The organism is Arcobacter sp. F2176 (assembly GCF_004116465.1).
GTDB classification, from domain to species: Bacteria; Campylobacterota; Campylobacteria; order Campylobacterales; family Arcobacteraceae; genus Arcobacter; species Arcobacter siniprincipis.
On record NZ_PDJV01000012.1, the window covers coordinates 1 to 22,447 of the forward strand.

At 29.6% G+C, this 22,447-nt stretch carries 25 protein-coding genes, 6 tRNA genes and 1 rRNA gene; 23 read left to right on the forward strand and 9 right to left on the reverse strand.

Annotated features, from left to right (window positions below; all coding sequences use genetic code 11):
* Together rrf and CRU95_RS11325 are read left to right on the forward strand one after the other, a co-directional pair.
* Window positions 1-116: ribosomal RNA gene (rrf, locus tag CRU95_RS11320) — 5S ribosomal RNA — on the forward strand.
* 210 nt (window positions 117-326) lie between these two features.
* A tRNA-Thr gene (locus CRU95_RS11325) sits at window positions 327-402 on the forward strand.
* 28 nt (window positions 403-430) lie between these two features.
* Here the strand turns inward: CRU95_RS11325 and CRU95_RS11330 are convergent.
* Genes CRU95_RS11330 through CRU95_RS11345 form a run of 4 tightly spaced genes read right to left on the reverse strand, consistent with a single transcriptional unit; the run spans window position 431 to window position 3,560 of the window.
* Window positions 431-661 carry a transcriptional antiterminator Rof gene (locus CRU95_RS11330; RefSeq protein WP_129101238.1) on the reverse strand — a complete coding sequence of 77 codons (231 nt, stop codon included), beginning with the start codon at window positions 659-661 and terminating at the stop codon, window positions 431-433.
* A 12-nt stretch (window positions 662-673) separates the two neighbouring features.
* On the reverse strand, window positions 674-1,135 hold the full coding sequence (locus CRU95_RS11335; protein ID WP_164969775.1) for a hypothetical protein: 462 nt from the start codon (window positions 1,133-1,135) through the stop codon (window positions 674-676).
* Window positions 1,125-1,640, reverse strand: a complete 516-nt coding sequence (locus tag CRU95_RS11340) for a peptidylprolyl isomerase (RefSeq protein WP_129101240.1) — start codon at window positions 1,638-1,640, stop codon at window positions 1,125-1,127. The genes CRU95_RS11335 and CRU95_RS11340 overlap by 11 nt, the downstream gene beginning before the upstream one ends.
* Window positions 1,641-1,700: 60 nt before the next feature.
* On the reverse strand, window positions 1,701-3,560 hold the full coding sequence (locus CRU95_RS11345; protein WP_129101241.1) for a penicillin-binding protein 2: 1,860 nt from the start codon (window positions 3,558-3,560) through the stop codon (window positions 1,701-1,703).
* Between the two features lie 28 nt (window positions 3,561-3,588).
* On the opposite strand from CRU95_RS11345, the gene CRU95_RS11350 reads away from it, so the two are divergent.
* Window positions 3,589-4,806 (forward strand): FtsW/RodA/SpoVE family cell cycle protein, encoded by a 1,218-nt coding sequence (locus tag CRU95_RS11350; protein WP_129101242.1) that lies wholly within the window; start codon window positions 3,589-3,591, stop codon window positions 4,804-4,806.
* Between the two features lie 2 nt (window positions 4,807-4,808).
* Window positions 4,809-5,843, forward strand: coding sequence for a UDP-N-acetylglucosamine--N-acetylmuramyl-(pentapeptide) pyrophosphoryl-undecaprenol N-acetylglucosamine transferase (locus CRU95_RS11355; RefSeq protein ID WP_129101243.1), 1,035 nt, complete (start codon window positions 4,809-4,811; stop codon window positions 5,841-5,843).
* On the opposite strand, the gene CRU95_RS11360 is transcribed toward CRU95_RS11355, so the two are convergent.
* Complete coding sequence (locus CRU95_RS11360) at window positions 5,823-6,590, reverse strand: undecaprenyl-diphosphate phosphatase (protein ID WP_129101244.1); 768 nt, start codon at window positions 6,588-6,590, stop codon at window positions 5,823-5,825. The genes CRU95_RS11355 and CRU95_RS11360 overlap by 21 nt on opposite strands.
* Before the next feature lie 9 nt (window positions 6,591-6,599).
* Window positions 6,600-7,256 carry an MqnA/MqnD/SBP family protein gene (locus tag CRU95_RS11365; protein WP_129101245.1) on the reverse strand — a complete coding sequence of 219 codons (657 nt, stop codon included), beginning with the start codon at window positions 7,254-7,256 and terminating at the stop codon, window positions 6,600-6,602.
* Between the two features lie 63 nt (window positions 7,257-7,319).
* On the opposite strand from CRU95_RS11365, the gene CRU95_RS11370 reads away from it, so the two are divergent.
* The 4 genes from CRU95_RS11370 (at window position 7,320) to glnA (ending at window position 10,354) form a co-directional block, all read left to right on the forward strand.
* A complete protein-coding gene (locus CRU95_RS11370; protein WP_129101246.1) occupies window positions 7,320-7,541 on the forward strand; it encodes a MoaD/ThiS family protein in 222 nt (73 codons plus the stop codon).
* Window positions 7,542-7,570: 29 nt separating this feature from the next.
* Window positions 7,571-8,023: a molybdenum cofactor biosynthesis protein MoaE gene (locus CRU95_RS11375; protein WP_129101247.1), complete on the forward strand. Its 453-nt coding sequence runs from the start codon at window positions 7,571-7,573 to the stop codon at window positions 8,021-8,023.
* Window positions 8,020-8,802, forward strand: a complete 783-nt coding sequence (gene hisJ / locus CRU95_RS11380) for a histidinol-phosphatase HisJ (RefSeq protein WP_129101248.1) — start codon at window positions 8,020-8,022, stop codon at window positions 8,800-8,802. Before CRU95_RS11375 ends, hisJ begins: the two co-directional genes overlap by 4 nt.
* A gap of 124 nt (window positions 8,803-8,926) precedes the next feature.
* The gene (glnA, locus tag CRU95_RS11385) at window positions 8,927-10,354 is read left to right on the forward strand and encodes a type I glutamate--ammonia ligase (RefSeq protein ID WP_129101249.1); all 1,428 of its coding nucleotides are present in this window, start codon (window positions 8,927-8,929) and stop codon (window positions 10,352-10,354) included.
* Between the two features lie 60 nt (window positions 10,355-10,414).
* On the opposite strand, the gene CRU95_RS11390 is transcribed toward glnA, so the two are convergent.
* From CRU95_RS11390 to gpmI, 3 genes are read right to left on the reverse strand one after another with little or no spacing between them, the layout of a single operon-like run.
* Entirely contained in the window at window positions 10,415-12,484 is a 2,070-nt protein-coding gene (locus CRU95_RS11390) for a penicillin-binding protein 1A (RefSeq protein WP_129101250.1), read from the reverse strand.
* Entirely contained in the window at window positions 12,484-13,182 is a 699-nt protein-coding gene (locus tag CRU95_RS11395; RefSeq protein ID WP_258238693.1) for an ATP-binding cassette domain-containing protein, read from the reverse strand. The genes CRU95_RS11390 and CRU95_RS11395 overlap by 1 nt, the downstream gene beginning before the upstream one ends.
* Window positions 13,183-13,192: 10 nt before the next feature.
* On the reverse strand, window positions 13,193-14,668 hold the full coding sequence (gene gpmI / locus CRU95_RS11400; protein ID WP_129101251.1) for a 2,3-bisphosphoglycerate-independent phosphoglycerate mutase: 1,476 nt from the start codon (window positions 14,666-14,668) through the stop codon (window positions 13,193-13,195).
* Window positions 14,669-14,735: 67 nt separating this feature from the next.
* Between gpmI and mraY the strand changes: the two genes are divergently transcribed.
* The 15 genes from mraY (at window position 14,736) to rplL (ending at window position 22,388) form a co-directional block, all read left to right on the forward strand.
* Entirely contained in the window at window positions 14,736-15,797 is a 1,062-nt protein-coding gene (gene mraY / locus CRU95_RS11405) for a phospho-N-acetylmuramoyl-pentapeptide-transferase (RefSeq protein WP_129101252.1), read from the forward strand.
* A gap of 23 nt (window positions 15,798-15,820) precedes the next feature.
* On the forward strand, window positions 15,821-16,975 hold the full coding sequence (gene murD / locus CRU95_RS11410; RefSeq protein ID WP_129101253.1) for a UDP-N-acetylmuramoyl-L-alanine--D-glutamate ligase: 1,155 nt from the start codon (window positions 15,821-15,823) through the stop codon (window positions 16,973-16,975).
* A gap of 41 nt (window positions 16,976-17,016) precedes the next feature.
* Window positions 17,017-17,092 (forward strand) — tRNA-Phe (locus CRU95_RS11415).
* A 21-nt stretch (window positions 17,093-17,113) separates the two neighbouring features.
* Window positions 17,114-17,190 (forward strand) — tRNA-Thr (locus CRU95_RS11420).
* Between the two features lie 68 nt (window positions 17,191-17,258).
* Window positions 17,259-17,343 (forward strand) — tRNA-Tyr (locus CRU95_RS11425).
* Between the two features lie 8 nt (window positions 17,344-17,351).
* A tRNA-Gly gene (locus tag CRU95_RS11430) sits at window positions 17,352-17,428 on the forward strand.
* A gap of 240 nt (window positions 17,429-17,668) precedes the next feature.
* Window positions 17,669-18,877, forward strand: a complete 1,209-nt coding sequence (gene tuf, locus CRU95_RS11435; protein WP_129101254.1) for an elongation factor Tu — start codon at window positions 17,669-17,671, stop codon at window positions 18,875-18,877.
* An 8-nt stretch (window positions 18,878-18,885) separates the two neighbouring features.
* Window positions 18,886-19,053, forward strand: coding sequence for a 50S ribosomal protein L33 (gene rpmG / locus CRU95_RS11440; RefSeq protein WP_013136417.1), 168 nt, complete (start codon window positions 18,886-18,888; stop codon window positions 19,051-19,053).
* Between the two features lie 31 nt (window positions 19,054-19,084).
* Window positions 19,085-19,160 (forward strand) — tRNA-Trp (locus CRU95_RS11445).
* Window positions 19,161-19,240: 80 nt separating this feature from the next.
* A complete protein-coding gene (secE, locus tag CRU95_RS11450; protein WP_013136416.1) occupies window positions 19,241-19,423 on the forward strand; it encodes a preprotein translocase subunit SecE in 183 nt (60 codons plus the stop codon).
* 9 nt (window positions 19,424-19,432) lie between these two features.
* Window positions 19,433-19,960, forward strand: a complete 528-nt coding sequence (gene nusG, locus CRU95_RS11455; RefSeq protein ID WP_129101255.1) for a transcription termination/antitermination protein NusG — start codon at window positions 19,433-19,435, stop codon at window positions 19,958-19,960.
* Window positions 19,961-20,059: 99 nt separating this feature from the next.
* A complete protein-coding gene (rplK, locus tag CRU95_RS11460; protein ID WP_129101256.1) occupies window positions 20,060-20,485 on the forward strand; it encodes a 50S ribosomal protein L11 in 426 nt (141 codons plus the stop codon).
* 73 nt (window positions 20,486-20,558) lie between these two features.
* Window positions 20,559-21,260, forward strand: coding sequence for a 50S ribosomal protein L1 (gene rplA / locus CRU95_RS11465; RefSeq protein ID WP_129101257.1), 702 nt, complete (start codon window positions 20,559-20,561; stop codon window positions 21,258-21,260).
* Between the two features lie 221 nt (window positions 21,261-21,481).
* Window positions 21,482-21,970 carry a 50S ribosomal protein L10 gene (gene rplJ / locus CRU95_RS11470; RefSeq protein WP_129101312.1) on the forward strand — a complete coding sequence of 163 codons (489 nt, stop codon included), beginning with the start codon at window positions 21,482-21,484 and terminating at the stop codon, window positions 21,968-21,970.
* A gap of 46 nt (window positions 21,971-22,016) precedes the next feature.
* Window positions 22,017-22,388: a 50S ribosomal protein L7/L12 gene (rplL, locus tag CRU95_RS11475; RefSeq protein WP_129101258.1), complete on the forward strand. Its 372-nt coding sequence runs from the start codon at window positions 22,017-22,019 to the stop codon at window positions 22,386-22,388.
* The last annotated feature ends 59 nt before the right edge of the window (window positions 22,389-22,447 follow it).

Below are 22,447 nucleotides of genomic sequence, written 5' to 3' on the forward strand. Positions count from 1 at the left end.
GTTGGTGATTATTGAGAAGTGGAAATACCCGGCTCCATTCCGAACCCGGAAGTCAAGCACTTCATCGCTGATAATACTGCAGGGTCCCCTTGTGGAAACGTAAGTCGTCGCCAACTCTTGAGTTTTTTTAAAGCTTAGTTCTATTTAGACTTTTTAGTCTTTTTAGCACTGAGCTTTTTTTTAGCCCTTTTTTTACTGAATATTATAATATTATTCCCTTAACTAGAATTTATTCTTTACTCTCAGGTGTCAATATTATTCAATATTCACTATTACCTGTAGCAGGATTTATTCCCTTCGGTCAGGCATAATTATTCATTATTATAGCTCGCATAGCTCCAACGGTAGAGCAATTGCATGGTAAGCAAGAGGTTGTAGGTTCGATTCCCACTGTGAGCACCACTTTGTTCTTTTCCTAGTTTTAGATATGTTAAATTTCTATATATTTTTTACCATTAAATGAAACAATTAAATCGAGTCTTATTTTTTGTTTATTATTTAAGAGTAAATACTCTTTCCCTTTAATTACTACTAATGCGTTAACCAATCCTTTTACCGTTAATATATCTTCTTGATTAAAGTAAACAATAGTAGATGGTATTTTTCTTTGTATTGCTATATCTAGTTGATCAAAAAACTCACATGAAATTGGATTATACATAATTCGCCTTTTTTAAATAAAATATTGAGAAATATTTATAGCATACCAAATAATAGAGAAGTTAAATAAAAAAATAAACATAGAAGATGCTCTTGAAATGATTTTTTCTTTTTTAGTTCTTTGTCTTCCATGTGCTTTTAATGAAATGTACATATGGATTGCTGTTGCAAGAACTACTAAAAAGACTATGAAAATCTTTCTATATAATAATATCCCAAATTGAGAGTTTCTGAATGATTCATCAAGTATTATGGAATAAAGATTATGTTGATTTAATAAAAGAAATCCAGTTATTAAAAGTAGGCTTATCCAAATTAATTGAAAATAACCATAAAACGGCCCTATATGAGAGTAAATTATATTTTGTGTTTTTTTATCTTTAAAATATATGCCCATACCAAAAAGTAATAATCCTCCACCAACCCATGCGGTGGCGGAGAGTAGATGAATAAATAATATTATATTAGTTATCATCTTTTGATGGTAAAATTTTAATTGAAACAATTTTATCTTTTTGATTAATCGAATCTAATGTTTGGAAACTTTCAGAATCATTTTCTTCAATTCCGCCAAAAACTGTATGCCCACCATCTAAATGTGGACAAGGAACAAAACAAATAAAGAATTGACTTCCCCCAGTATTTCGCCCTGCGTGTGCCATTGATAATGTTCCTCTTTTGTGAACATGATTAGATGCATCTGTTTCACAAGGAATTGACCAACCTGGTCCTCCCATTCCAGAACCATCTGGACATCCACCTTGTGCCATAAATCCAGGAATTACTCTATGAAAAATTAATCCATTATAAAATCCATCATTTGCAAGTGTTGCAAAGTTTGATACGGCAATTGGAGTTGATTCTGGAAATAACTTAGTCCAAATTACACCTTTATCTGTTGTAAATTTTGCATATTGAAATTTTTCTAACTCTTCTTTTGGTAAATCATATTTTTTTAGCTCTTTTTTTGATCCAAACATTTTTATCCTTTAAAATTTATGGAATTATATCAATATTCTGTATTAAATAGATTAAATTTCTTAGTTATCTGTACTCTTAGTTAAATAATTAAGTTTTATAAGATTATTAACAACTTCTTTGAAAACAGGAACAGCTGACCATGAAGCATAATGATAATACCAATATCTTCCTGTTGATATTGGATTTATTACTGTTACACCTATAGTGTATTTTTTATTTTTATCATTTGCAAAACCAAAAAAAGATGAAATATATATGTTTTGATATTTTCCATGTCTTGCAATTTGAGCAGTTCCTGTTTTCCCTCCAACTTCAATGCCTTCTATTTGAGCATTAACTCCTGTGCCTTTTGTTATTGTTTTTATAAGTAGTCTTTTTATTTCATTAGCTGTTTTTTTAGATATAACTCTTTTTTGTGTATCATCAGCTAAGCTTACTTTTTTGTCATTTACTGATAAACTTTGAACAATCTTTGGTGTTACAATTATTCCATTATTATTGAATGCTGAATATGCTTTAATCATTTGCATAAAAGTACCTGTCATACCTTGTCCATATGAAATAGTTGCTTTAAAGACATTGTCTTCACCTTTATCTTCACCAGCTGAAAATTGCCTTACACTTGGCATAACTCCAACTTTCTCATATGGTAAGTCTATTTGAGTTTTTTCTGTTATTCCAAAACTTTTAAGCCCTTCATACATCTCTTTTCCACTTAGTCTTTGAGCTAATTGTAAAGTTCCTATATTACTAGAATAAATAAATATATCATCAACAGTTAAATAATGTTTTGTAAATTCATGGTCATCCCCAATTATATATCTACCAAGTTTATATTTTCCCCTTGGATATTCACCTTTTGAGTTTAATTTACCGTTATTATATGCGTTAAACAGTTCATCTTTTTTGATTCTATTTTTATCCATAACTAGTGAAATAGAAACAGGTTTTATGATTGAACCTGGTTCAAATAAAAATTCAATGGCACTTACATCTAAGTATGGGATATCAGTTTGTCTAATTAATCCTGGATTAAATCTATTTGATGAGGCTAAAGCTTTTATTTTACCTGTATCACTTTCCATTACTGAAACAATAATTTCATCTGCACTTAATTTTGTTTTATATTGGTCAATCATTAGTTCAAGGTTTTTTTGAAGTCTAAGTGGAATATTTAAAATTAAATCTGCACCATCAACTCTATTTTGTACAATTGAGTTTTTGTTAAAAGAAATATATGAAAGTACATCTCTTGTGCCTTCTAGTTTTCCATCTTTAGTATTATTTAATATATTGTTATAACTTTTTTCTAAACCTTTAATCCCATTTACTTTTGTTTTTCCATTATCACTTTCATATTTTCTTATATATCCAATAACAGGAGTTAAAGTATCATCATATGAGTATAATCGCTTTTCTCCACTTTCATTTATATTTAGCCCCCTTAATATTTTGTTATCATTGATTTCTATTGATTTGAAAACATTTAAATGTCTTAGTTTAAATCCTAGTTCTTTTAGATTTTTTGCAGTTTTTGAATCAATGTTATATGAAAGAACAATTGAACCAGGATTTTTAAGTGAGTTACTTATCTTTTCATAAATTTTAGCTTCAGGTATATCACTATAAATTGAAAAAAGTTTAACAAATAAATCAATTTTTTTAATATCTAAAAATCTAGTATCTATAGTTGCTTTGTATAATTTTAAAGAAGAAGCAATTTTAAAATTGTCTTCACTTAAAATATTTCCCCTTATTGCAAGTTCTGTTTTACTGCTCTCTAAATTGGGCAGCCTTCTTTTATCCGTAATTGTAACGAAGACATTTGACAGTAGAAGTATTAAGCTTAAGAAAATAAAAATAAGTATAATAAAAATTTTTTTAATTCTAGTAATTTTGTTTATGTTTTTTGAAGACATCTTTATCCATATTAGATTATAATGTGAAATGAATTTTATCCAAAAAATGTTTAAATCAAATCAGAACTTTTCACAGCCAGACTATTTGCTGTTTATATTGTCCTCTTTATTAGTAATTGTTAGTATAATTTTTTCATACTCATTGAGTGTATATACTGTTGTATTTTATGAATATTCTCAATATCACTTCTTTGAAAGACAGCTATTAGTGGGAATTTTATCAATATTTTTAATGTGGGGAATCTCATTTTTTAATCCTGATTTTATTATAGGAAAAGTAGGAATGTTTTTATTTATACTTTTTTTAATATTGATGATTGCAATGCCATTTTTACCGGCTTCTTTAGTAACAAGTTCTGGAGGAGCAAATAGATGGATTAGACTTCCTGGTCTTTCTTTATCTCCTGTTGAGTTTTTTAAAATAGGGTTTATCTATTTTTTAGCTTGGTCATTTCATAGAAGAGTTATGGATAAGCCTAAGAAAATGGGTTTAAAAGAAGAAACAATATTACTATTACCATATTTTGTAGCTTTTTTACTTGTAGTTTTTTTAGTAGCTTTTTTGCAAAAAGATTTGGGACAAGTTGTATTATTAGGTTTAATTTTAGTTATTTTATTGATTTTTGCAAATAGAAGTTTTAAAATCTTTTTAGCTTTAGGCTTTTTAATTGTAATAGGATTTGTATCTCTAATTTTAGCTGCTCCACACAGGGTACAAAGAATATATTCTTGGTGGGCATTAAATCAAGATAAAATATTGTCAATACTTCCAAAATGGGCTGATGACCATCTTAGAATAGAAGAGTTACCTGAGCCTTATCAAGTTTCTCACTCATTAAATGCTATTCACAATGGTGGTTTTTTTGGTACAGGTTTAGGGCAAGGTAATTTAAAATTGGGATTTTTATCAGAAGTTCACACTGACTTTATTTTAGCTGGAATCACAGAAGAAGCTGGTTTTCTAGGTTTATTTATTGTAAGTGCTATTATGTATGTGATTGTTTGGAGAATATTTAGAATAAGTAAAAGAGTAGAAAATCCTATTTATCATCTATTTACTTTAGGCTTAGGATTAATGATTATTATTGCTTTTTTAATTAATTCATATGGAATATCAGGAATGATTCCTATAAAAGGAATTGCTGTGCCTTTTTTGAGTTATGGTGGTTCGTCTATGCTTAGTCTTGGAATATCCATAGGCTTAATTTTATCAATAAGCAAATTAGCAAAAGAAGAGAGAAAATAAGTATGAGTGGAAAAACTGTAATCACTGGTGGAGGGACTGGTGGTCATTTAAAAGTTGCAAAAGCATTTATTGATGAATTAGCTATTAATAGAAAAAATAAGCCTATTTTTATAGGATCTTTAAATGGACAAGATAAAAAATGGTTTAGTGATTATAAGAATGTAGAGATGGCATATTTCTTAAATACTAGAGGTGTAGTTAATAAAGGCTTATTTGGAAAAGTTAAAGCCCTAGGACAAATTCTATTTCAAACATTTAAGTGTTGTGTTTATTTTATAAAAAATGATGTAAAGAGTGTGATTAGTGTAGGTGGTTTTTCTGCTGCACCTGCAACTTTTGCTTCAATACTAATTCCCTCTTGCAAATTATATATACATGAACAAAACTCTTATATGGGTAGATTGAATAAGCTTACTGCAAAATTTGCAGTTGAAGTTTTTTCTTCATATTTAGAAAATTCTAAAATAAAAGATTATCCAGTAAGTGCTGAATTCTTTTTAAACTCTAGAATAAGAACAAAAGTAAAAAAAATAATCTTTTTAGGTGGTTCACAAGGTGCAGTTGCCCTTAATAGTTTTGCAATAAGTGTTGCAAAAGATTTAGATGATATGGGAATTAAAATTATTCATCAAACTGGTGATAGAGATTTTTCAAGAGTTAAAAGTGAATATGAAAAATTGGGTTTAGATGTAGATGTTTTTGATTTTACAAATGAGTTAATTGATAAAATGAAAGAAGCAGATTTTGCAATAAGTAGATCTGGTGCTTCAACACTATGGGAGTTAGTAGCAAATGGTTTACCTACACTTTTTGTTCCTTTTCCTTTTGCGGCACAAGATCATCAATATGGAAATGCAAAGTTTTTAAAAGAGAAAAAACTTGCATTTTTAGTTAGGGAAAAAGATTTAAATAAAGACATCTTATTTGAAGCGATTAATAGCGATATAAAATCTATATCTGAAAATCTATCAACATTGATTTCAAATGATGCAATTAAAAAAATAATAGATTTTATATTAAGTGAAAATCAAAAGTAAAATTACACCAAATATAATTCTATAAATACCAAAAGCTACAAAAGTAAAGTTTTGTAAAAATTTTAAAAACAATTTAATAGTTAAAAAAGCCACAAAAAAAGCTACAACAAAACCAATAGCTAAAACTATAAAATTAGCATCAGTAAAATCTTTATAGTGTTTTAATAAATCATACCCAGTAGTTGCACACATAACAGGAAAAGCTAAAAGAAAAGAGAACTCAGCACTAGCTTTCCTATTTAGTCCAACTAACATAGCTCCAATAATTGTAGAACCCGCTCTTGATGTTCCTGGAATCAGTGCAAAAATTTGTGCAATCCCTATGTATAAAGCTTGTTTATAAGTTACTTGTTCCACATCTGTAATGTGAGATTTTTTTTCATCATAAAATTTTTCTACAATTAAAAATATAATTCCACCTATTATAAACATAATGGCAACAATTTCTATAGAAAACATAGCTTTTACTTGGTGTGAAAATAGAAAACCTACCACACCAATTGGAATAAATGCCAAAATTAATTTCTTCCATAGCTCAATCTTTTTAATTGAAAATTTATCAGGGTAGTTTAATATTACAGCTAAAATTGCTGCAAATTGGATTATAACTTCGTAAGCTTTGTTTATATTACTTTGTTCCAAACCCAAAAATTCACTTGCAACAATTAAATGTCCTGTAGAAGAAATAGGCAAAAATTCTGTAAATCCTTCTATTATTCCTAGTATAACTGAATCAATAATTTGCATTTTTTGCCTTTATTTTATTTCTTTTGCAAGTTTAAAAAAAAGATTTAAACCTTTTTTTTCTTTTTTTTCAATTTTATAATCGAGTTTTGTAAGGTAAAATTGTATATTTTTTACCGAGATACCTGTTCTTTGTGAATACTCTTTTAAAATATACTGAGGAATTTTTACTGCTCTTTTATTAAAATTTTTAGTTACTTTTTTTAAATAGTCTCCATGTTTGTTATAACAAAGTCTTGCAAAAACAAATGGCAAATTATGTTTTTTTGTCCAAAGTTTACCTAAATCTATAAAGTCATCTTTATCATGGCTAACATAATATTTTAACGCTTTGTCTCCAATAAGGACTTGGCCTTCACATTGTAGAATTTTTGCTAGTAAATTTGAAGTATTTGATTCATGGTCTTCTTTATAATCACCTGGAATTGATAAAACAGAAAGTATTTCTTTTTTCCCTATTATTCCAAAGTCTAGTGATTTTTGACCTTTTGATTTGATTGAAGAAATAAAAGCTGCATCAACTTTTCTATTTAAAAATTTTTTATTAATATCAGCAGGATATGATTTTTTTGAATTAATAATTGCTTTTAATTTTGCTGGTTTAATATTTTTTTTAAAATATACATGAAAAGGTAATAAATTTATATAATCGATTTTTGCAAATATCATTTATTTGTTTTCCTTTAAAATAGTTTTGATATAATAATTAAAAATTAGTAAAAAGGAGTTAAAGTGGTAACTATAGAATTTTTAGGACCAATTAACAAAAAACCACTCAATTTAGATATAAAAAATTTATCAGAATTAAGTATATTTTTAAAAGATGATCAAGATATGGTAAAGTGGCTTGAAAACTGTGCTGTTGCAGTAAATGATATGATGGTTAGTTCAAAAGATGTTGAGTTAAGTAGTGGAGATAAAGTATCTTTATTACCTCCTGTTTGTGGTGGATGAAAAATTTAATGAAAAGTGAATAATAAATAATGAATAATGATAGAAAATTACAACTTTTTGATGGGGCTTTGCCTGTAGAAAATATTACAAATGCTTGGTACGAAGAGTTTAAAAATTCCAATTATGGTGCAATTATCACTTTTGTGGGAGTTGTAAGGGATGAAGATGGTATTGAAGGTTTGTCTTTTGATATTTATGAACCAATTTTAAATAATTGGTTTAACTCTTGGCAAGATAAGGCAAATTCTCAAAATGCAATTGTGCTTATGGCACACAGTCGTGGTGATGTTTTAAATCATGAGAGTTCATATATTGCGGCTGTTTGTTCTCCTAAAAGAAGAGTTGCCTTAGAATTAATAGATGACTTTGTGGAAGATTTTAAAAAATCTGCTCCTATTTGGAAATATGATATTTTGGATGGTAAAAGGGTTTATGCCCAAGATAGAAGTACTAAAATAGCAGGTTCTGGAATATTGGCATGAGAGTAGATTTGCATAATCATACAACTCTTTGTAACCATGCAACTGGAACAATGGAAGAGTATGTAAAAAAAGCAATTGAATTAGGAATTGACGAATTTGGCTTTTCTGAACATGCCCCTATGGACTTTGATGAGGAATATAGACTTAATATTTCTCAAAAAGATTATTATGAAAATGAAGTTAAAAAACTACAAGATAAGTATAAAAAGCAAATAAAAATTTTATTGGCATATGAAGTTGATTTTATGCAAAATATAAAAATGCTAGATGAAATTTTAAATGCAAAAGTTGATTATCTTATTGGTTCTGTGCACTTTTTAGATGGTTGGGGTTTTGATAACCCAGAATTTATTGGCAAGTATGAGAATAATGATATTGATAAAATATGGCAAGATTATTTTGATACAGTTCAAGCTCTTGCAAAATCAAAGTATTTTGATATTGTAGGGCACATTGATTTAATAAAGATTTTTAAGTATCTACCTAAAAAAGATATAAAAACAATAGCAAAAGATGCTCTTAAAGAGATAAAGAAATCTAATATGGCAATAGAAGTAAATGCAGCGGGATTAAGAAAACCAATAAAAGAAATTTATCCTTCAAAAGATATTTTAGAATTGGTTTATGAACTTGATATTCCTATAACACTTAGTTCTGATGCACATAGTGTTGATCAAATAGGTTTTAAGTATGAAGAAGTAATAAGTTATGTAAAATCTTTTGGTTTTACTAAAGTGGCAACATATGAGAAGAGAGAAAGAATGCTGGTTAGTTTTTAACCAGATGAATTATAAAATATCTTTTAAATAATATAATAAATGTTTATTTTTTATACAAAAATTTGGTAATTTATAAACTTAATTTTGATAAGATATGATAAATTAAAATATCAGGAGATTATGTATGGGTAAATTTGTTAACAATACTGAAGAGTTTTTTAAATATTGTGAAGAAAATGAAGTAAAATTTGTAGATTTTAGATTTACAGACATGAAAGGTATGTGGCATCATGTAACTTATATGATGAGTGCGGTAAATGAAGGTAATTTAACAAATGGTTTACCATTTGATGGTTCATCAGTTGATGCATGGCAACCAATTAATAAATCAGATATGCTATTAAAACCAGATGTTGCAACAGCATTTTTAGATCCTTTTACAGCAGATTCAACAATTATTGTAATTTGTGATGTTTATGATATTTATAAAGGTGAAATGTACGAAAAATGTCCAAGATCAATTGCTAAAAAAGCATTAACTCATTTAAGTGAGTCTGGTGTTGGTGATGTTGCTTATTTTGGACCTGAAAATGAATTCTTTATTTTTGATGATGTAAAAATTATAGATAGTATTAATGAGTCTTATTTTAGAGTTGATTCAGAAGAGGGTTGTTGGGCAGATTCAAGAGATATTGAAGGTGGAAATACAGGACATAGACCAAGAACTAAAGGTGGATACTTTCCAGTTCAACCAACAGATTCAATGGTTGATTTAAGAGCTGAAATGATGCTAGTTTTAGAACAAGTTGGTTTAGAAGTTATTTTAGGACATCATGAAGTTGCTCAAGCACAAGGTGAAATTGGTATTGTTTTTGGTGACTTAATTGAAGCTGCGGATAATGTTCAAAAATATAAATATGTTTGTAAAATGGTTGCACACTTAAATGGTAAAACTTGTACTTTTATGCCAAAACCACTTTACGGTGATAATGGAAATGGTATGCATGTTCATCAATCAATTTGGAAAGAGGGTAAAAACTTATTCTACAAAGAGGGTGAGTATGGAAATCTTTCTGAAACAGCTAGACATTATGTTGGTGGAATTTTTAAACATGCTAGAGCAGTTGCTGCATTTACTAACCCATCAACTAACTCTTACAAAAGATTAATTCCAGGATTTGAAGCTCCTTCAATCTTAACTTACTCTTCTCAAAATAGATCAGCTTCTTGTAGAGTTCCTTATGGAGCAGGTGAAAAAGCTACTAGAATTGAAATGAGATTTCCAGATTCTACTTCTTGTCCTTATTTAGGATTTGCAGCTATGTTAATGGCTGGACTTGATGGTATTGCTAATAAAGTTGAACCAATTGGTCCAATGGATGAAGATTTATTTGAAATGCCTTTAGATGAAATTAGAGAGAGAAAAATTCCTCAAATGCCTCATACATTAAGAGGTTCTTTAGAAGCATTAATTAGAGATAATGATTTCTTAAAACCTGTATTTACTCAAGATATGATAGATACATACCAACACTATAAATTTGAAACTCAAGTTTGGCCTGATGAAGCTAGACCTACTGCGTTTGAATTCATGAGTACTTATTCTTGTTAATAACAAGAATAAGTTTTTAAAAGCTTGGCTTTTTAGCCAAGCTTTTTTTATGCCTAGTTTTTAAAATTGAACTTGATCTTTTTCAAGAAGTCTTGATTTATTTAATGGAAGTTTTGAAGTTTCTGTATAGTACTCTTTTTGTCCATTTAATGTAGTAGTTTTAACATTATCTGGTTGTGAAAAGTTTCTTTTAATTTCAGGGTGAAGTTTCAAGTAGTTTTTATAAAAATATGCAAAAGCTGGTCCTGCTGCTCTTCCTCCTGTTTCACTTCTTCTCATAGGTTTATTGTCATCATTTCCAAACCAAACAATTGTTTGTAAAGTAGGAGTATATCCACAAAACCATGCATCGATATTGTTATTTGAAGTTCCCGTTTTCCCAGCAATCTCAATTCCCTCAACATTTGCCATTCTTCCTGTCCCTTTATTTACAACATCTTCTAATATTGTTGTCATTAAATAAGCTTGTTCAGGTGTTGTTACAAATTTTTCTTCTGGTTCAAAATTTACAGTTTGTTTGTATCGATTAGTAATAGAACTAACAATATAGGGTTTTACTTGAATCCCATTATTTGAAAACATAGAGTAGGTTTGGGAAAATTCCATTGGAGAAACCCCAAAACTTCCTAATGTAATTGATAAGTCAAATGGTAAATCATTAAATCCATATGTCTTTAATCCTTTATAAATAACATCAATGCCTATATCATTTACTAAATTAATTGTGGCAAGATTTCGTGAGTGAACTAATGCTTCTCTTAAAGTAATTAATCCTTTATAATCTTCTTCATAATTCTTAGGTTGCCATCTTTTTTTACTTGTATCTTCATCTGTTTCTTCTGTTACTTGATCATCTGCTTCATTTGCATCAGGATTTTCTGTGTTAGCTTTTTTTGTTTCTTCATCATCAAATTCATATGTTCTTGAAATATCTGCTATAAGACTTGCAGGTGAGTACCCTAAATCTAAAGCTTGTTGATAAATAAATGGTTTTACAGCACTTCCTGGTTGTCTTTGACTTTGTATAACTCTGTTAAATGAAGACTCTCTATAATTAACACCACCTACTAAACTTAGAATTTTCCCAGTATTATTTTCAATTGTGATTAGTCCACCATTTAAAGTTTTTGTAAATGCTTCTTGTTCTTCTATTAAATTTATAGGATAAACTTCTAAGCCTTTGAAAGCTTGAGATCTAAAGTATTGATCTCTTTTAATAATATTATTATATGAAAGCTTTAAAGCTTCTCTTGCTATTTCTTGTGCTTTTAAATCAATAGTCAAATTAATTATATATCCTTCTTCTTTTATATTTGGAATATTTTTTCTTAATTCTTTAAAGGCATAATCAACAATATATGGAGCTTTATTTTTAGTTAGGGTTTGGTTATAAACAGTTGGCACAGAATCTGTAGCTTCTTGGTATTCATTTTGATTTATCCAACCAAGAGTTTTTAATCTATTTACAACTTGGTTTGCTCTTGCAAGTGAGAACTTTAAATTTCTTGTTGGGTCATAAAAACTAGGAGCTTTAGGAAGACCAACTAATATTGCAATTTCTTTTAATGATAATTGATAAAGTTCTTTTTTAAAGTATCCAAGTGCTGCTGTTCTTATACCAAAGTATCCATGGCCAAAATATACTTGATTGAAATATCGTTCCAGAATTTCTTCTTTTGTTAATACTTGTTCAACTCTAATTGAAAGTAAGGCTTCTTTGATTTTTCTTATAAGTTTTTTTTCTCTAGTAAGTAAAACAGTTTTGACTAATTGTTGTGTTAATGTACTAGCTCCCTCAACTAATTTTCCAGCTTTTATATCTTTAATTAAAGCTCTACTAATAGCATCAAGGTTTACTCCTCCATGTTCGAAGAATTGAGTATCTTCTATAGCTAATAATGCCTCAATTACTCTTGGCGGTATATCATCATAATCTACATAAAGTCTGTTTTCTTTCTCAAAAATGTTGGCTACTAATTCACCATTTTTATCAAAAAATTGAGTTGTCAAAGGTGGTTTATAATTAACTATTTTATCAATATCAAATCTTAAGTTGAGATATAAATAAACTAGCCAAGATACGACTGATAGTCCAATTATTGTAATAATTCCTAAAATATATTTTATCATTATGCTTCCCTGAATTTTTTATTTATAAAGTTTGAATTTATTAATTCAATAGTATATTCATTTTTTGGATTAGATAAAACATCTTTTGTTTTACCACTTTCTATTATTTTACCATTTTTTAAAATTATAATATCTTCACACAAATCTTTTATAGAATAGATATCATGTGTAACATATAATATTCTTAAATCTAACTCTTTAATTAACTTTTCTAAAAGTTGTAATATTACCTCTTTATTTTTTGTGTCAAGTGCTGTTGTTGGTTCATCAAGTAATAAAAAGCTTGGATTTTGACTAATTGCAATTGCAATTACAACTCTTTGAAGTTGTCCGCCACTTAATTGGGTTGGAAATCTGTTTAAAACAAATTTATCTAAGCCAACTAATTTTAATACTTCTATTTTTTTAATCTCTTTACAAAAAAATTGATTAGAAATTTTTGTCATGGGAGATAAAGATGTAAATGGATTTTGAGGTATGAAACCTATGTTTTCTTTATTAAGTTCACTAATAGGATCTATATTGATAATAGATTTTAAATTTGATGGTAAAAGATTTAAAATAGCTTTTAGTGTAAGTGATTTTCCACTTCCACTTTCACCTATTAGTGCCATTGATTTGTTTATTTCAAAACTTAAATTAACTAACTCTTGATTATTGTTTTTAATTTTAAGTTTATTAATTTTAAATATAGACATAGGTATACGCTTATATTAAAGCTTCATCCATTTCTTGAGGAATATCAAGATTCATTAGTTTTAATATTGTTGGTGCAATATTATTTAAACTTCCTGTTTTTACCTCTTTTACTTTATCAGATATTACAAAGCAGTAAACATCTCCCACTGTATGATTTGTCAAAGTTTCACCACTCTCATTTCTCATCATTTCACAATTACCATGGTCTGAGGTTAAAACAATATTATAATTTCTCTCTTTTGCTTTTTCTATTATTTTTCCAAGTTCTAAATCAACAGCTTCAACAGCTTTTATCCCTGCTTCATAAATACCAGTATGTCCTACCATATCCCCGTTAGCAAAGTTTACAACAACAAAATCATACTCTTCATCCATAGCTCGTCTAACTTCTATTCCAACTTCAGGTGCACTCATTTGTGGTTTTAAATCATAAGTAGCAACATCGGGAGATGGAATCAATACTCTAGTTTCATTTAAGTAAGGTTCTTCTAATCCACCATTAAAGAAAAAAGTCACATGAGCATATTTTTCAGTTTCAGCAGTATGAAGTTGTTTAAGACCATTATTAGAAATAACTTCGGCTAAGGTATTTTTAGGAGTCTCTTTTGGAAAAAGAACAGGAAGAGGAAAGTTCTTGTCATACTCAGTTATTGTTACGATGTTAAGACTTTTTTCTACTCTTGGAAATTGGGAAAAGTTTTTATTTGCTATTGCATTTGACATTTCTCTCATTCTATCACTTCTAAAGTTACAAAAAATAACTCCATCATTTTCTTCAAATCCATTGTAATTGTTTAAAGATACAGGAACAATAAATTCATCTAAAACATCATTATTATATGAATCATCAATATATTTATTTATATCTTCATTTGTTTTTGGAATACCTAAAGCAATGGCATCATATGCTTTTTTTATTCTGTCCCATCTATTATCCCTATCCATTGCATAATATCTTCCACAAATAGTAGCAATAGATATATCGTCATCACAAATATTTTCTATGCTTTTTATATATTTCTTAGCACAATTAGGAGCAACATCTCTACCATCCGTTATTATATGAATAAATACTTTTTTCCCTAGATTTTTAGAAAGCTTGGCGAATGCTATTATATGATTAATATGAGAGTGAACACCACCATCACTAATTAATCCTAAAAGATGAATATTGTTTGATTTTTTAATAGTAGAGTTTAAAAGTTCATTATCTTTTAGTGTATCATTTTTTATTGCTAAATTAATTTTTACTAAATCTTGATATAAAACTCTTCCACTTCCTATACTCATGTGTCCTACTTCACTATTTCCCATTTGTCCATCTGGTAAACCAACATGAGTTCCATAAGTGTGGATTAAAGAGTAGGGTAGATTTTTAAATAGATAATCATAAGTTGGAGTATTTGCATTTTTTAGGGCATTAAAATCTGATGAATTATTATGACCAATACCATCTGTTATGATTAGAATTGTTTTATTTGTCATTATTTAAACCTTTTAAAATTATTAATATATTATAATCCGGAGATTATATCTAAACGAAGGTTTAAATTTGTTTTACTGGTTCTATAGACATCTTGATATTAATATCTTTCAATATATTTCAGTTCGTGCGGGAATGGCCTTTTTAATTGCATTTTTGTTAACTATGTATTTAATGCCAAGATTTATTAAATGGGCAAAAAATAAAAAGGCTAATCAGCCTATATATGAGTATGCACCTGAATCTCATCAAATAAAATGTGGGACTCCTACTATGGGTGGAGTTGTATTTGTTTTTTCAACTTTAATTGCTACTTTATTAACAGTGAAACTTAATAACTTTTATGTTGTAGGTGGACTTTTGACACTTGTATTATTTTGTTTAATTGGAATGCAAGATGATTTATCAAAAATTTTCAAACAAAAAAACTCAGCAGGACTTAGTGCTAGGGCTAAACTTATATTGCAGTTTATTTGTGCTTTTTTAGTATCAGCTACACTTTACTATTATGCTCATACTACAGAACTATATATTCCTTTTTATAAGTTACCTCTTTTTGATATGGGAATTTATTCAATAGTTTTTTGGATGTTAGTAATTGTTTCCACCTCTAATGCTGTAAATTTGACTGATGGACTTGATGGATTAGCAACTGTCCCTTCAATTATTTCATTTTTTACTTTATCAATCATAGTATATATTTCTGGACATGCAATTTTTAGTGCATATTTACTTGTACCAAATATAAAATTAGCAGGAGAATTAGCAATATTAGGCTCTTCTATAATAGGAGCATTGATCGCTTTTCTTTGGTTCAACTCTCATCCTGCTGAAGTATTTATGGGAGATAGTGGTTCTTTACCTTTAGGTGGTTTTATGGGATATATGGCAATTGTAGGGAAAAGTGAAATATTACTTTTGTTTATTGGCCTTATTTTTGTAGTAGAAACAGTATCTGTAATATTACAAGTTGGTTCATTTAAATTAAGAAAAAAAAGAGTTTTTTTAATGGCTCCTATTCATCATCACTTTGAGCATAAAGGATGGAAAGAGAATAAGATAATAGTAAGATTTTGGATTATAGCTTTTATGGCAAATCTTTTTGCACTATTAAGTTTTAAAATTAGATAAACAAATCTAAGATAGAGGAAAATATGATTAGAGTTTTAGGTAAAGGACTTACTGCAAAAGCTATAGAAGAAGCTTTTGATGATGTTAAATTATATGATGATAGTGATTTTGAAACTTATGATAAATCTTCAAATGATATTACTGTTGTAAGTCCTGGCATAATGCCTTCTAATCATATGGTTAAGAATTCTAAGAACATTATAAGTGAATATGATTTATTTGCAGATGATATGCCTTTTAGTATTTGGATTTCTGGAACAAATGGTAAAACAACTACAACTGAAATGACTCAACATCTATTAGAAAAAAAAGGTAGTGTTTGTGGTGGAAATATTGGAACACCCTTGGCTAAGCTAAATAAAGATGCAAATATTTGGATATTGGAAACTTCATCTTTTACAAATTATTATACTAACAAAGCAAAAGCAAATATATATATACTTCTTCCTGTAAGTGAAGATCATATTACTTGGCATGGAAGTTTTGATGAGTACAAAAAAGCCAAATTAAAACCCTTGGATTTTATGTTAGAAAGTGAAATTGCAATTATTCCAGAAGAATTTAAAAATTACAAAACTGATGCTTGTGTGATTACTTATAAAAATAGTGATTGTTTATGTAAAGAGTTTGGAATAGAAAAAGAAAAAATAAAATTCAAAGAACCATTTCTTTTAGATTCAATCATGGCATTAATAAGTAGCAAAATACTTTTTGATGAATTGGATTATGAACTTATAAATTCTTTTGTTGTTGGAAAACATAAAGTTGAAGAATTTTTCGATAAAAAAAATAGATTATGGATAGATGATAGTAAAGCTACAAATGTTGATGCAACAATAAATGCATTAAAGCCATATAAAGATAAAAAAATAAATCTTATCTTAGGTGGTGATGATAAAGGTGCAAATTTAAAACCTTTATTTGAAGAAATGAAAAATTATGATATTACAATTTTTGCAATTGGTTCAAATGATGAAAAAATATTTCAATTAGCAAATAAATTTGAGATTGAAGTTTTTGCATTGAGATATTTAGCCAAAGCAGTTGAAAAAATTGATGAATTATTCTGTGAAAATAGTATAGGAATGCTTTCGCCAGCAGCCGCTTCTTTGGACCAATTTACCTCATATAAGCATAGGGGAGAAGAATTTAAAAATCTTGTAGGTACTTTAAGCTAGAATTAATATGATAGACATTATAATTTCAGTCCAAAAACGATGGCTCGGTAGCTCAGTCGGTAGAGCAAAGGACTGAAAATCCTTGTGTCGGCAGTTCGATTCTGCCCCGCGCCACCATTTTTGTAAATATATTTATATGCTGGTGTAGCTCAGTTGGCTAGAGCAGCTGATTTGTAATCAGCAGGTCGGGGGTTCAACTCCCTTCACCAGCTCCATATAAGTTATAAGTCTGCGAAATCTTCATTTTGAAGAACAGCGCTAGACCAGATTAATAATTTCAACCGGTGAGGTTGGAGAGTGGTCAAATCCTGCGGATTGTAAATCCGCCGCCTACGGCTTCGAAGGTTCAAATCCTTCCCTCACCACCATTAAATGAGCGGGAGTAGCTCAGTTGGCTAGAGCTTCTGCCTTCCAAGCAGATTGTCGCGAGTTCGAGTCTCGTCTCCCGCTCCATTTATTTTTTATTGATTCTGGGAGCTGAGTTATATAAATTGCAAAAATTATAACTCTTTTACTACATTGTAATCTCCTTGTAATCTTTTTTAATGTATAATTGCGTCCCGTTAACATAATTTAGTTGTATTCGTACATTTAACTTATGTGAATGTCTCACAATACCCCTCTGAATAGATCAGCTTTTGGGCTTATCTGCTCAGAGGGCAATTTAATTAAATCTTTTAAAGGAAAAATTCTATGGCAAAAGAAAAATTTGACAGAAGTAAACCACACGTAAATATTGGTACTATTGGTCACGTTGACCACGGTAAAACTACATTAACTGCTGCGATCACTATGGTTCTTGGACTAAAAAATGGTCAAGCAACAATGGATTACGATCAAATCGATAACGCTCCAGAAGAAAGAGAAAGAGGAATTACTATTGCTACTTCTCACGTTGAGTATGAAACTGAAACTAGACACTATGCACACGTAGATTGTCCAGGTCACGCCGATTACGTTAAAAACATGATTACTGGTGCTGCACAAATGGACGGAGCTATCTTAGTTATCGCTTCAACTGATGGACCTATGGCACAAACTAGAGAGCACATCTTATTATCTAAACAAGTAGGTGTACCTTACATCGTTGTTTTCTTAAATAAAGAAGATCAACTTGATGACGAAGATAAAGAAGAAATGTTAGAACTTGTTGAAATGGAAGTAAGAGAATTATTATCTACTTATGATTTCCCAGGTGATGATACTCCAATTATTGCTGGTTCTGCTTTTAAAGCATTAGAAGAAGCAAAAGCTGGTGCAGCTGGTGAATGGTCTGAAAAAATCTATAAACTTATGGATGAAGTAGACGCTTATATCCCAACTCCAGTTAGAGATTCTGATCAAGCATTCTTAATGCCTGTAGAAGACGTATTTACTATCCAAGGTAGAGGTACTGTTGTTACTGGTAGAATTGAAAAAGGAACTATTAAATTAGGTGAAGAAATTGAAATCGTTGGGATCCACGATACTCAAAAAACTACTGTAACTGGTATTGAAATGTTCAGAAAAGAAATGGACGAAGGTCAAGCTGGAGATAATGCAGGTATTCTTTTAAGAGGTATCAAAAAAGAAGATGTACAAAGAGGACAAGTTCTTATTAAGCCAGGAACAATTACTCCACATACAGAATTTAGAGGAGAAGTTTATATCCTTTCTAAAGAAGAGGGTGGAAGACATACTCCATTTTTCTCTGGATATAGACCACAGTTTTATGTAAGAACAACAGACGTAACTGGTTCTTGTACTTTACCTGAAGGTACAGAAATGGTTATGCCAGGTGACAATGTAGAAATGACAGTTAAACTAGTTGCTCCTATCGCTCTTGAAAAGGGAACTAAGTTCGCTATCAGAGAAGGTGGAAGAACTGTTGGTGCTGGAGTTGTTGCTGAAGTTATCGCGTAAGGATTAATATGGCAGCAGTTAGAATAAAAATCGGATTAAAATGTCAAGAAAGTGGAGATATTAACTACACTACTTGGAAAAACCCAAAAACTCATACTGAGAAATTTGAGGTTAACAAATATTGTCCAAGATTAAGAAAACACACTATTCATAAAGAAGTTAAGTTAAAGTCGTAAGACTTTACTTAACCCCTTTATCTTTTTAAGCAGGTCAGTAGCTCCAATGGTAGAGCGCCGGATTCCAAATCCGATGGCTGGGGGTTCGAGTCCCTCCTGGCCTGCCACTAAATATTTCTTAAAGTAGTAAAAATAACTTTTTTAAAAAATATTTATAAGCTAAATAATTATAACTCTGGAGTCGATTGTGAGTAAGTTAAAAACATATTATAAGAATGCAAGAGAAGAGATAGGAAAAGTAATTTTTCCAATTAAAGAACAAATTAGATCTGCTTATATTTCTGTATTTGTAGTAGTAACAGTTATTTCATTGTTTTTAGCTCTAATTGATGCTGTGATGTCTTTTAGCTTGTCTTCAGTAATAAACTAAGGAATAATAATGGCACATTTATGGTATGCAATTCAAACTCACTCTGGTAGTGAATTAACAGTGAAAAGAGCACTAGCAAGATTAGCTGATGAAATGGCTGATGGTAAAATTGCTGAGGTATTAGTTCCAACAGAAGATTTAATCGAAGTAAAAAAAGGTAATAAAACAATTGTTGAAAGACCTTTATATCCAGCATATGCTTTTGCTAAAATTGATTTAGATACTGCTTTATGGCATAGAATTCAATCAATGCCAAAAGTTGGAAGATTCATTGGTGAGTCTAAAAAACCTACACCATTATCTGAAAAAGATATCAATTCTATTTTAGATAAAGTTAATAATAGAGCTGCTGCTAAACCAAAAGTTTCATTTGATGATGGTGAAATGGTTAGAATCAATGAAGGTCCATTTGCAAACTTTAATGGAATAGTTGAAGATTTTGATATAGCTTCAGGTATACTGAAATTAAATGTATCAATTTTTGGGAGAAATACTCCTGTAGAGATTTCTTATACACAAGTAGAAAGAGTAGTTTAAATACTCTTTTAGAATATAGACATTAGGCAATAAAATTAGCTTCTGAGTTTTCTTGCCTAATGTCTAAATCATTAAACAACAAATTTAAAAGGAGAAAAGATGGCTAAAAAAATAGCTGGTGTTTTAAAACTTCAAATTCCTGCTGGTGCTGCAAACCCATCACCACCTGTTGGTCCTGCATTAGGACAAAGAGGAATCAATATTATGGAATTTTGTAAAGCTTTCAATGAAAAAACTAAGGATAAAGCAGGGTTTAGTATTCCTGTTGAAATTACTTATTATACAGATAAAAGTTTTACATTTTTAGTTAAACAACCACCAATGACTGACTTAATTAAAAAAATTTCAGGTGTTAAAAAAGGTAGCGATAACGCACTTAAAAACAAAATTGGTAAATTAACTAAAGATCAAGTTATGGAAATCGTTGATATGAAAATCAAAGATTTAAATACTGATGATAAAGAACAAGCTGCAAAAATTGTTGCAGGTTCTGCTAGATCAATGGGAATTGAAACAGAAATTTAATATTTCTTTTCATTAGCCTTACCACCAGGCTCATACGGCGGTAGCAAAAAAAAATAAAATTGCGGAGAGTAAAATGGCAAAAGTTTCAAAAAGATATAAAAGTTTATTAGAAAAAATTGAAGATAAAAAATACACATTGGCAGAAGCAGTTGTTTGTGTAAAAGAATTAAAATCAGCTAAATTTGATGAAAGTGTTGAAGTTGCACTTAATCTTAATGTAGATCCAAGACACGCTGATCAAATGATTAGAGGTGCAGTTGTTCTTCCTCACGGTACTGGTAAAACTGTAAGAGTTGCAGTTTTTGCTAAGGGAACAAAAATGGATGAAGCAAAAGCAGCTGGTGCTGATATTGTTGGTAATGATGATTTAGTAGAATCAATTCAAGCTGGAAACATTGACTTTGATGTTTTAATAGCTACTCCTGATTGTATGGGAATGGTTGGTAAAATCGGTAGAATTTTAGGGCCAAAAGGTTTAATGCCTAATCCTAAAACTGGAACTGTTACAATGGATGTTAACAAAGCTGTTAATGATGCTAAAGGTGGTCAAGTTACATATAGAGTTGATAAAAAAGGTAATATGCAAGCAGCAGTTGGAAAAGTATCTTTTTCTAATGAAGCAATTGTAGAAAATATCAAAGCATTTGTAGGTGCAATTAATAAAGCAAAACCTTCAACTGCAAAAGGTAGATATGTTACTAATGCAGCAATTTCTTTAACTATGTCACCATCTATTTCATTAGAAGTATTAGAAGTTATGGATATTAAAGGGTAAATAAAAGTAAGTTTTACTTTTGTTTATTTAAGTTTTCAGGTAGATTTTTTTATCTGAAAACTTGTTAAAAGAAATTTTAACATTCAAAGATGTTGATTTAATCAATATCTTTGAGTGTTATTCAAGGCACTGATATAAAACTGAAGACAGCTGGTTAGATACCCCCGTATCTTGTAAAACCCGCCGAAGTTGGATGTTTTGAAAGGGGGAAATATATAATGATGACTAAACAACAAAAATCAGAAATCGTTGATTTCTTAACTTCTGAATTCAAAGAGTCTCAAGCTATCGTAGTTTGTGATTATAAAGGATTAACTCATAAACAGTTAGAAGTATTAAGAAAAGACGCTAGAGATAATGGAACTAAAGTACAAGTTGCAAAAAATACTCTTGTTGCTGTTTCTGTAAAAAATGCTGAGTTAGGTGATATCGAATTAACTGGTACAAACATTTTCTTATGGTCTGAAGATCAAATCTCAGCTTGTAAAGTAGCTGATAAGTTTGCATCTGATAACAAAGATAAATTTGCTATCAAATCTGGTATCATTGAAGGTAAAATCGCTGATCTTGCTACTGTTAATGCATTTGCTAAGTTACCATCAAGAGAACAACTTCTTGGTATGCTTGCAGCTACATGGATGGCTCCAGTTACGAACTTTACTATTGGGCTTGATGCTCTTAGAAAGAAAAAAGAAGAAGAGGCTGCTTAATAAGCAACAATTATTTAATAAAAATTAAAATATATAAGGAAAAGAAATGGCAATTTCTAAAGAAGACGTATTAGAATACATCTCTGGTTTATCTGTATTAGAGTTATCAGAATTAGTTAAAGAATTCGAAGAAAAATTTGGTGTATCTGCACAACCTGTTGCAGTTGCTGGTGGAGCTGTTGCAGCTGTAGAATCTGCTGAAGAACAAACAGAATTTAATGTTGTTCTTGTTGATGCAGGAGACAAAAAAATTAATGTTATTAAAGCAATTAGAGCATTAACTGGTCTTGGATTAAAAGAAGCAAAAGCTATGTCTGAAGAAGCTGGTGCAATCGTTAAAGAAGGTATCGGAAAAGAAGATGCAGAAGCAGCTAAAACTGAATTAGAAGCAGCTGGTGCAAAAGTAGAATTAAAATAATTACTTTTTTGTAATTCATTCTATGTAATACAAGGCTTACGAGCCTTGTATATAGATAG

Excerpts from the sequence above, each read along its gene's own strand:
- glnA (WP_129101249.1), top strand. The coding sequence starts at position 8,927 with ATGGGTAAATTTGTTAACAATACTGAAGAGTTTTTTAAATATTGTGAA.
- rplL (WP_129101258.1), top strand. The coding sequence starts at position 22,017 with ATGGCAATTTCTAAAGAAGACGTATTAGAATACATCTCTGGTTTATCT.
- rplK (WP_129101256.1), top strand. The coding sequence starts at position 20,060 with ATGGCTAAAAAAATAGCTGGTGTTTTAAAACTTCAAATTCCTGCTGGT.
- hisJ (WP_129101248.1), top strand. The coding sequence starts at position 8,020 with ATGAGAGTAGATTTGCATAATCATACAACTCTTTGTAACCATGCAACT.
- rplJ (WP_129101312.1), top strand. The coding sequence starts at position 21,482 with ATGACTAAACAACAAAAATCAGAAATCGTTGATTTCTTAACTTCTGAA.
- CRU95_RS11360 (WP_129101244.1), bottom strand. The coding sequence starts at position 6,590 with ATGCAAATTATTGATTCAGTTATACTAGGAATAATAGAAGGATTTACA.
- CRU95_RS11350 (WP_129101242.1), top strand. The coding sequence starts at position 3,589 with ATGAATTTTATCCAAAAAATGTTTAAATCAAATCAGAACTTTTCACAG.
- tuf (WP_129101254.1), top strand. The coding sequence starts at position 17,669 with ATGGCAAAAGAAAAATTTGACAGAAGTAAACCACACGTAAATATTGGT.
- CRU95_RS11335 (WP_164969775.1), bottom strand. The coding sequence starts at position 1,135 with ATGATAACTAATATAATATTATTTATTCATCTACTCTCCGCCACCGCA.
- CRU95_RS11330 (WP_129101238.1), bottom strand. The coding sequence starts at position 661 with ATGTATAATCCAATTTCATGTGAGTTTTTTGATCAACTAGATATAGCA.
- rpmG (WP_013136417.1), top strand. The coding sequence starts at position 18,886 with ATGGCAGCAGTTAGAATAAAAATCGGATTAAAATGTCAAGAAAGTGGA.
- gpmI (WP_129101251.1), bottom strand. The coding sequence starts at position 14,668 with ATGACAAATAAAACAATTCTAATCATAACAGATGGTATTGGTCATAAT.
- CRU95_RS11395 (WP_258238693.1), bottom strand. The coding sequence starts at position 13,182 with ATGTCTATATTTAAAATTAATAAACTTAAAATTAAAAACAATAATCAA.
- CRU95_RS11390 (WP_129101250.1), bottom strand. The coding sequence starts at position 12,484 with ATGATAAAATATATTTTAGGAATTATTACAATAATTGGACTATCAGTC.
- CRU95_RS11375 (WP_129101247.1), top strand. The coding sequence starts at position 7,571 with ATGAATAATGATAGAAAATTACAACTTTTTGATGGGGCTTTGCCTGTA.
- nusG (WP_129101255.1), top strand. The coding sequence starts at position 19,433 with ATGGCACATTTATGGTATGCAATTCAAACTCACTCTGGTAGTGAATTA.
- CRU95_RS11340 (WP_129101240.1), bottom strand. The coding sequence starts at position 1,640 with ATGTTTGGATCAAAAAAAGAGCTAAAAAAATATGATTTACCAAAAGAA.
- CRU95_RS11355 (WP_129101243.1), top strand. The coding sequence starts at position 4,809 with ATGAGTGGAAAAACTGTAATCACTGGTGGAGGGACTGGTGGTCATTTA.
- CRU95_RS11365 (WP_129101245.1), bottom strand. The coding sequence starts at position 7,256 with ATGATATTTGCAAAAATCGATTATATAAATTTATTACCTTTTCATGTA.
- murD (WP_129101253.1), top strand. The coding sequence starts at position 15,821 with ATGATTAGAGTTTTAGGTAAAGGACTTACTGCAAAAGCTATAGAAGAA.
- rplA (WP_129101257.1), top strand. The coding sequence starts at position 20,559 with ATGGCAAAAGTTTCAAAAAGATATAAAAGTTTATTAGAAAAAATTGAA.
- CRU95_RS11345 (WP_129101241.1), bottom strand. The coding sequence starts at position 3,560 with ATGTCTTCAAAAAACATAAACAAAATTACTAGAATTAAAAAAATTTTT.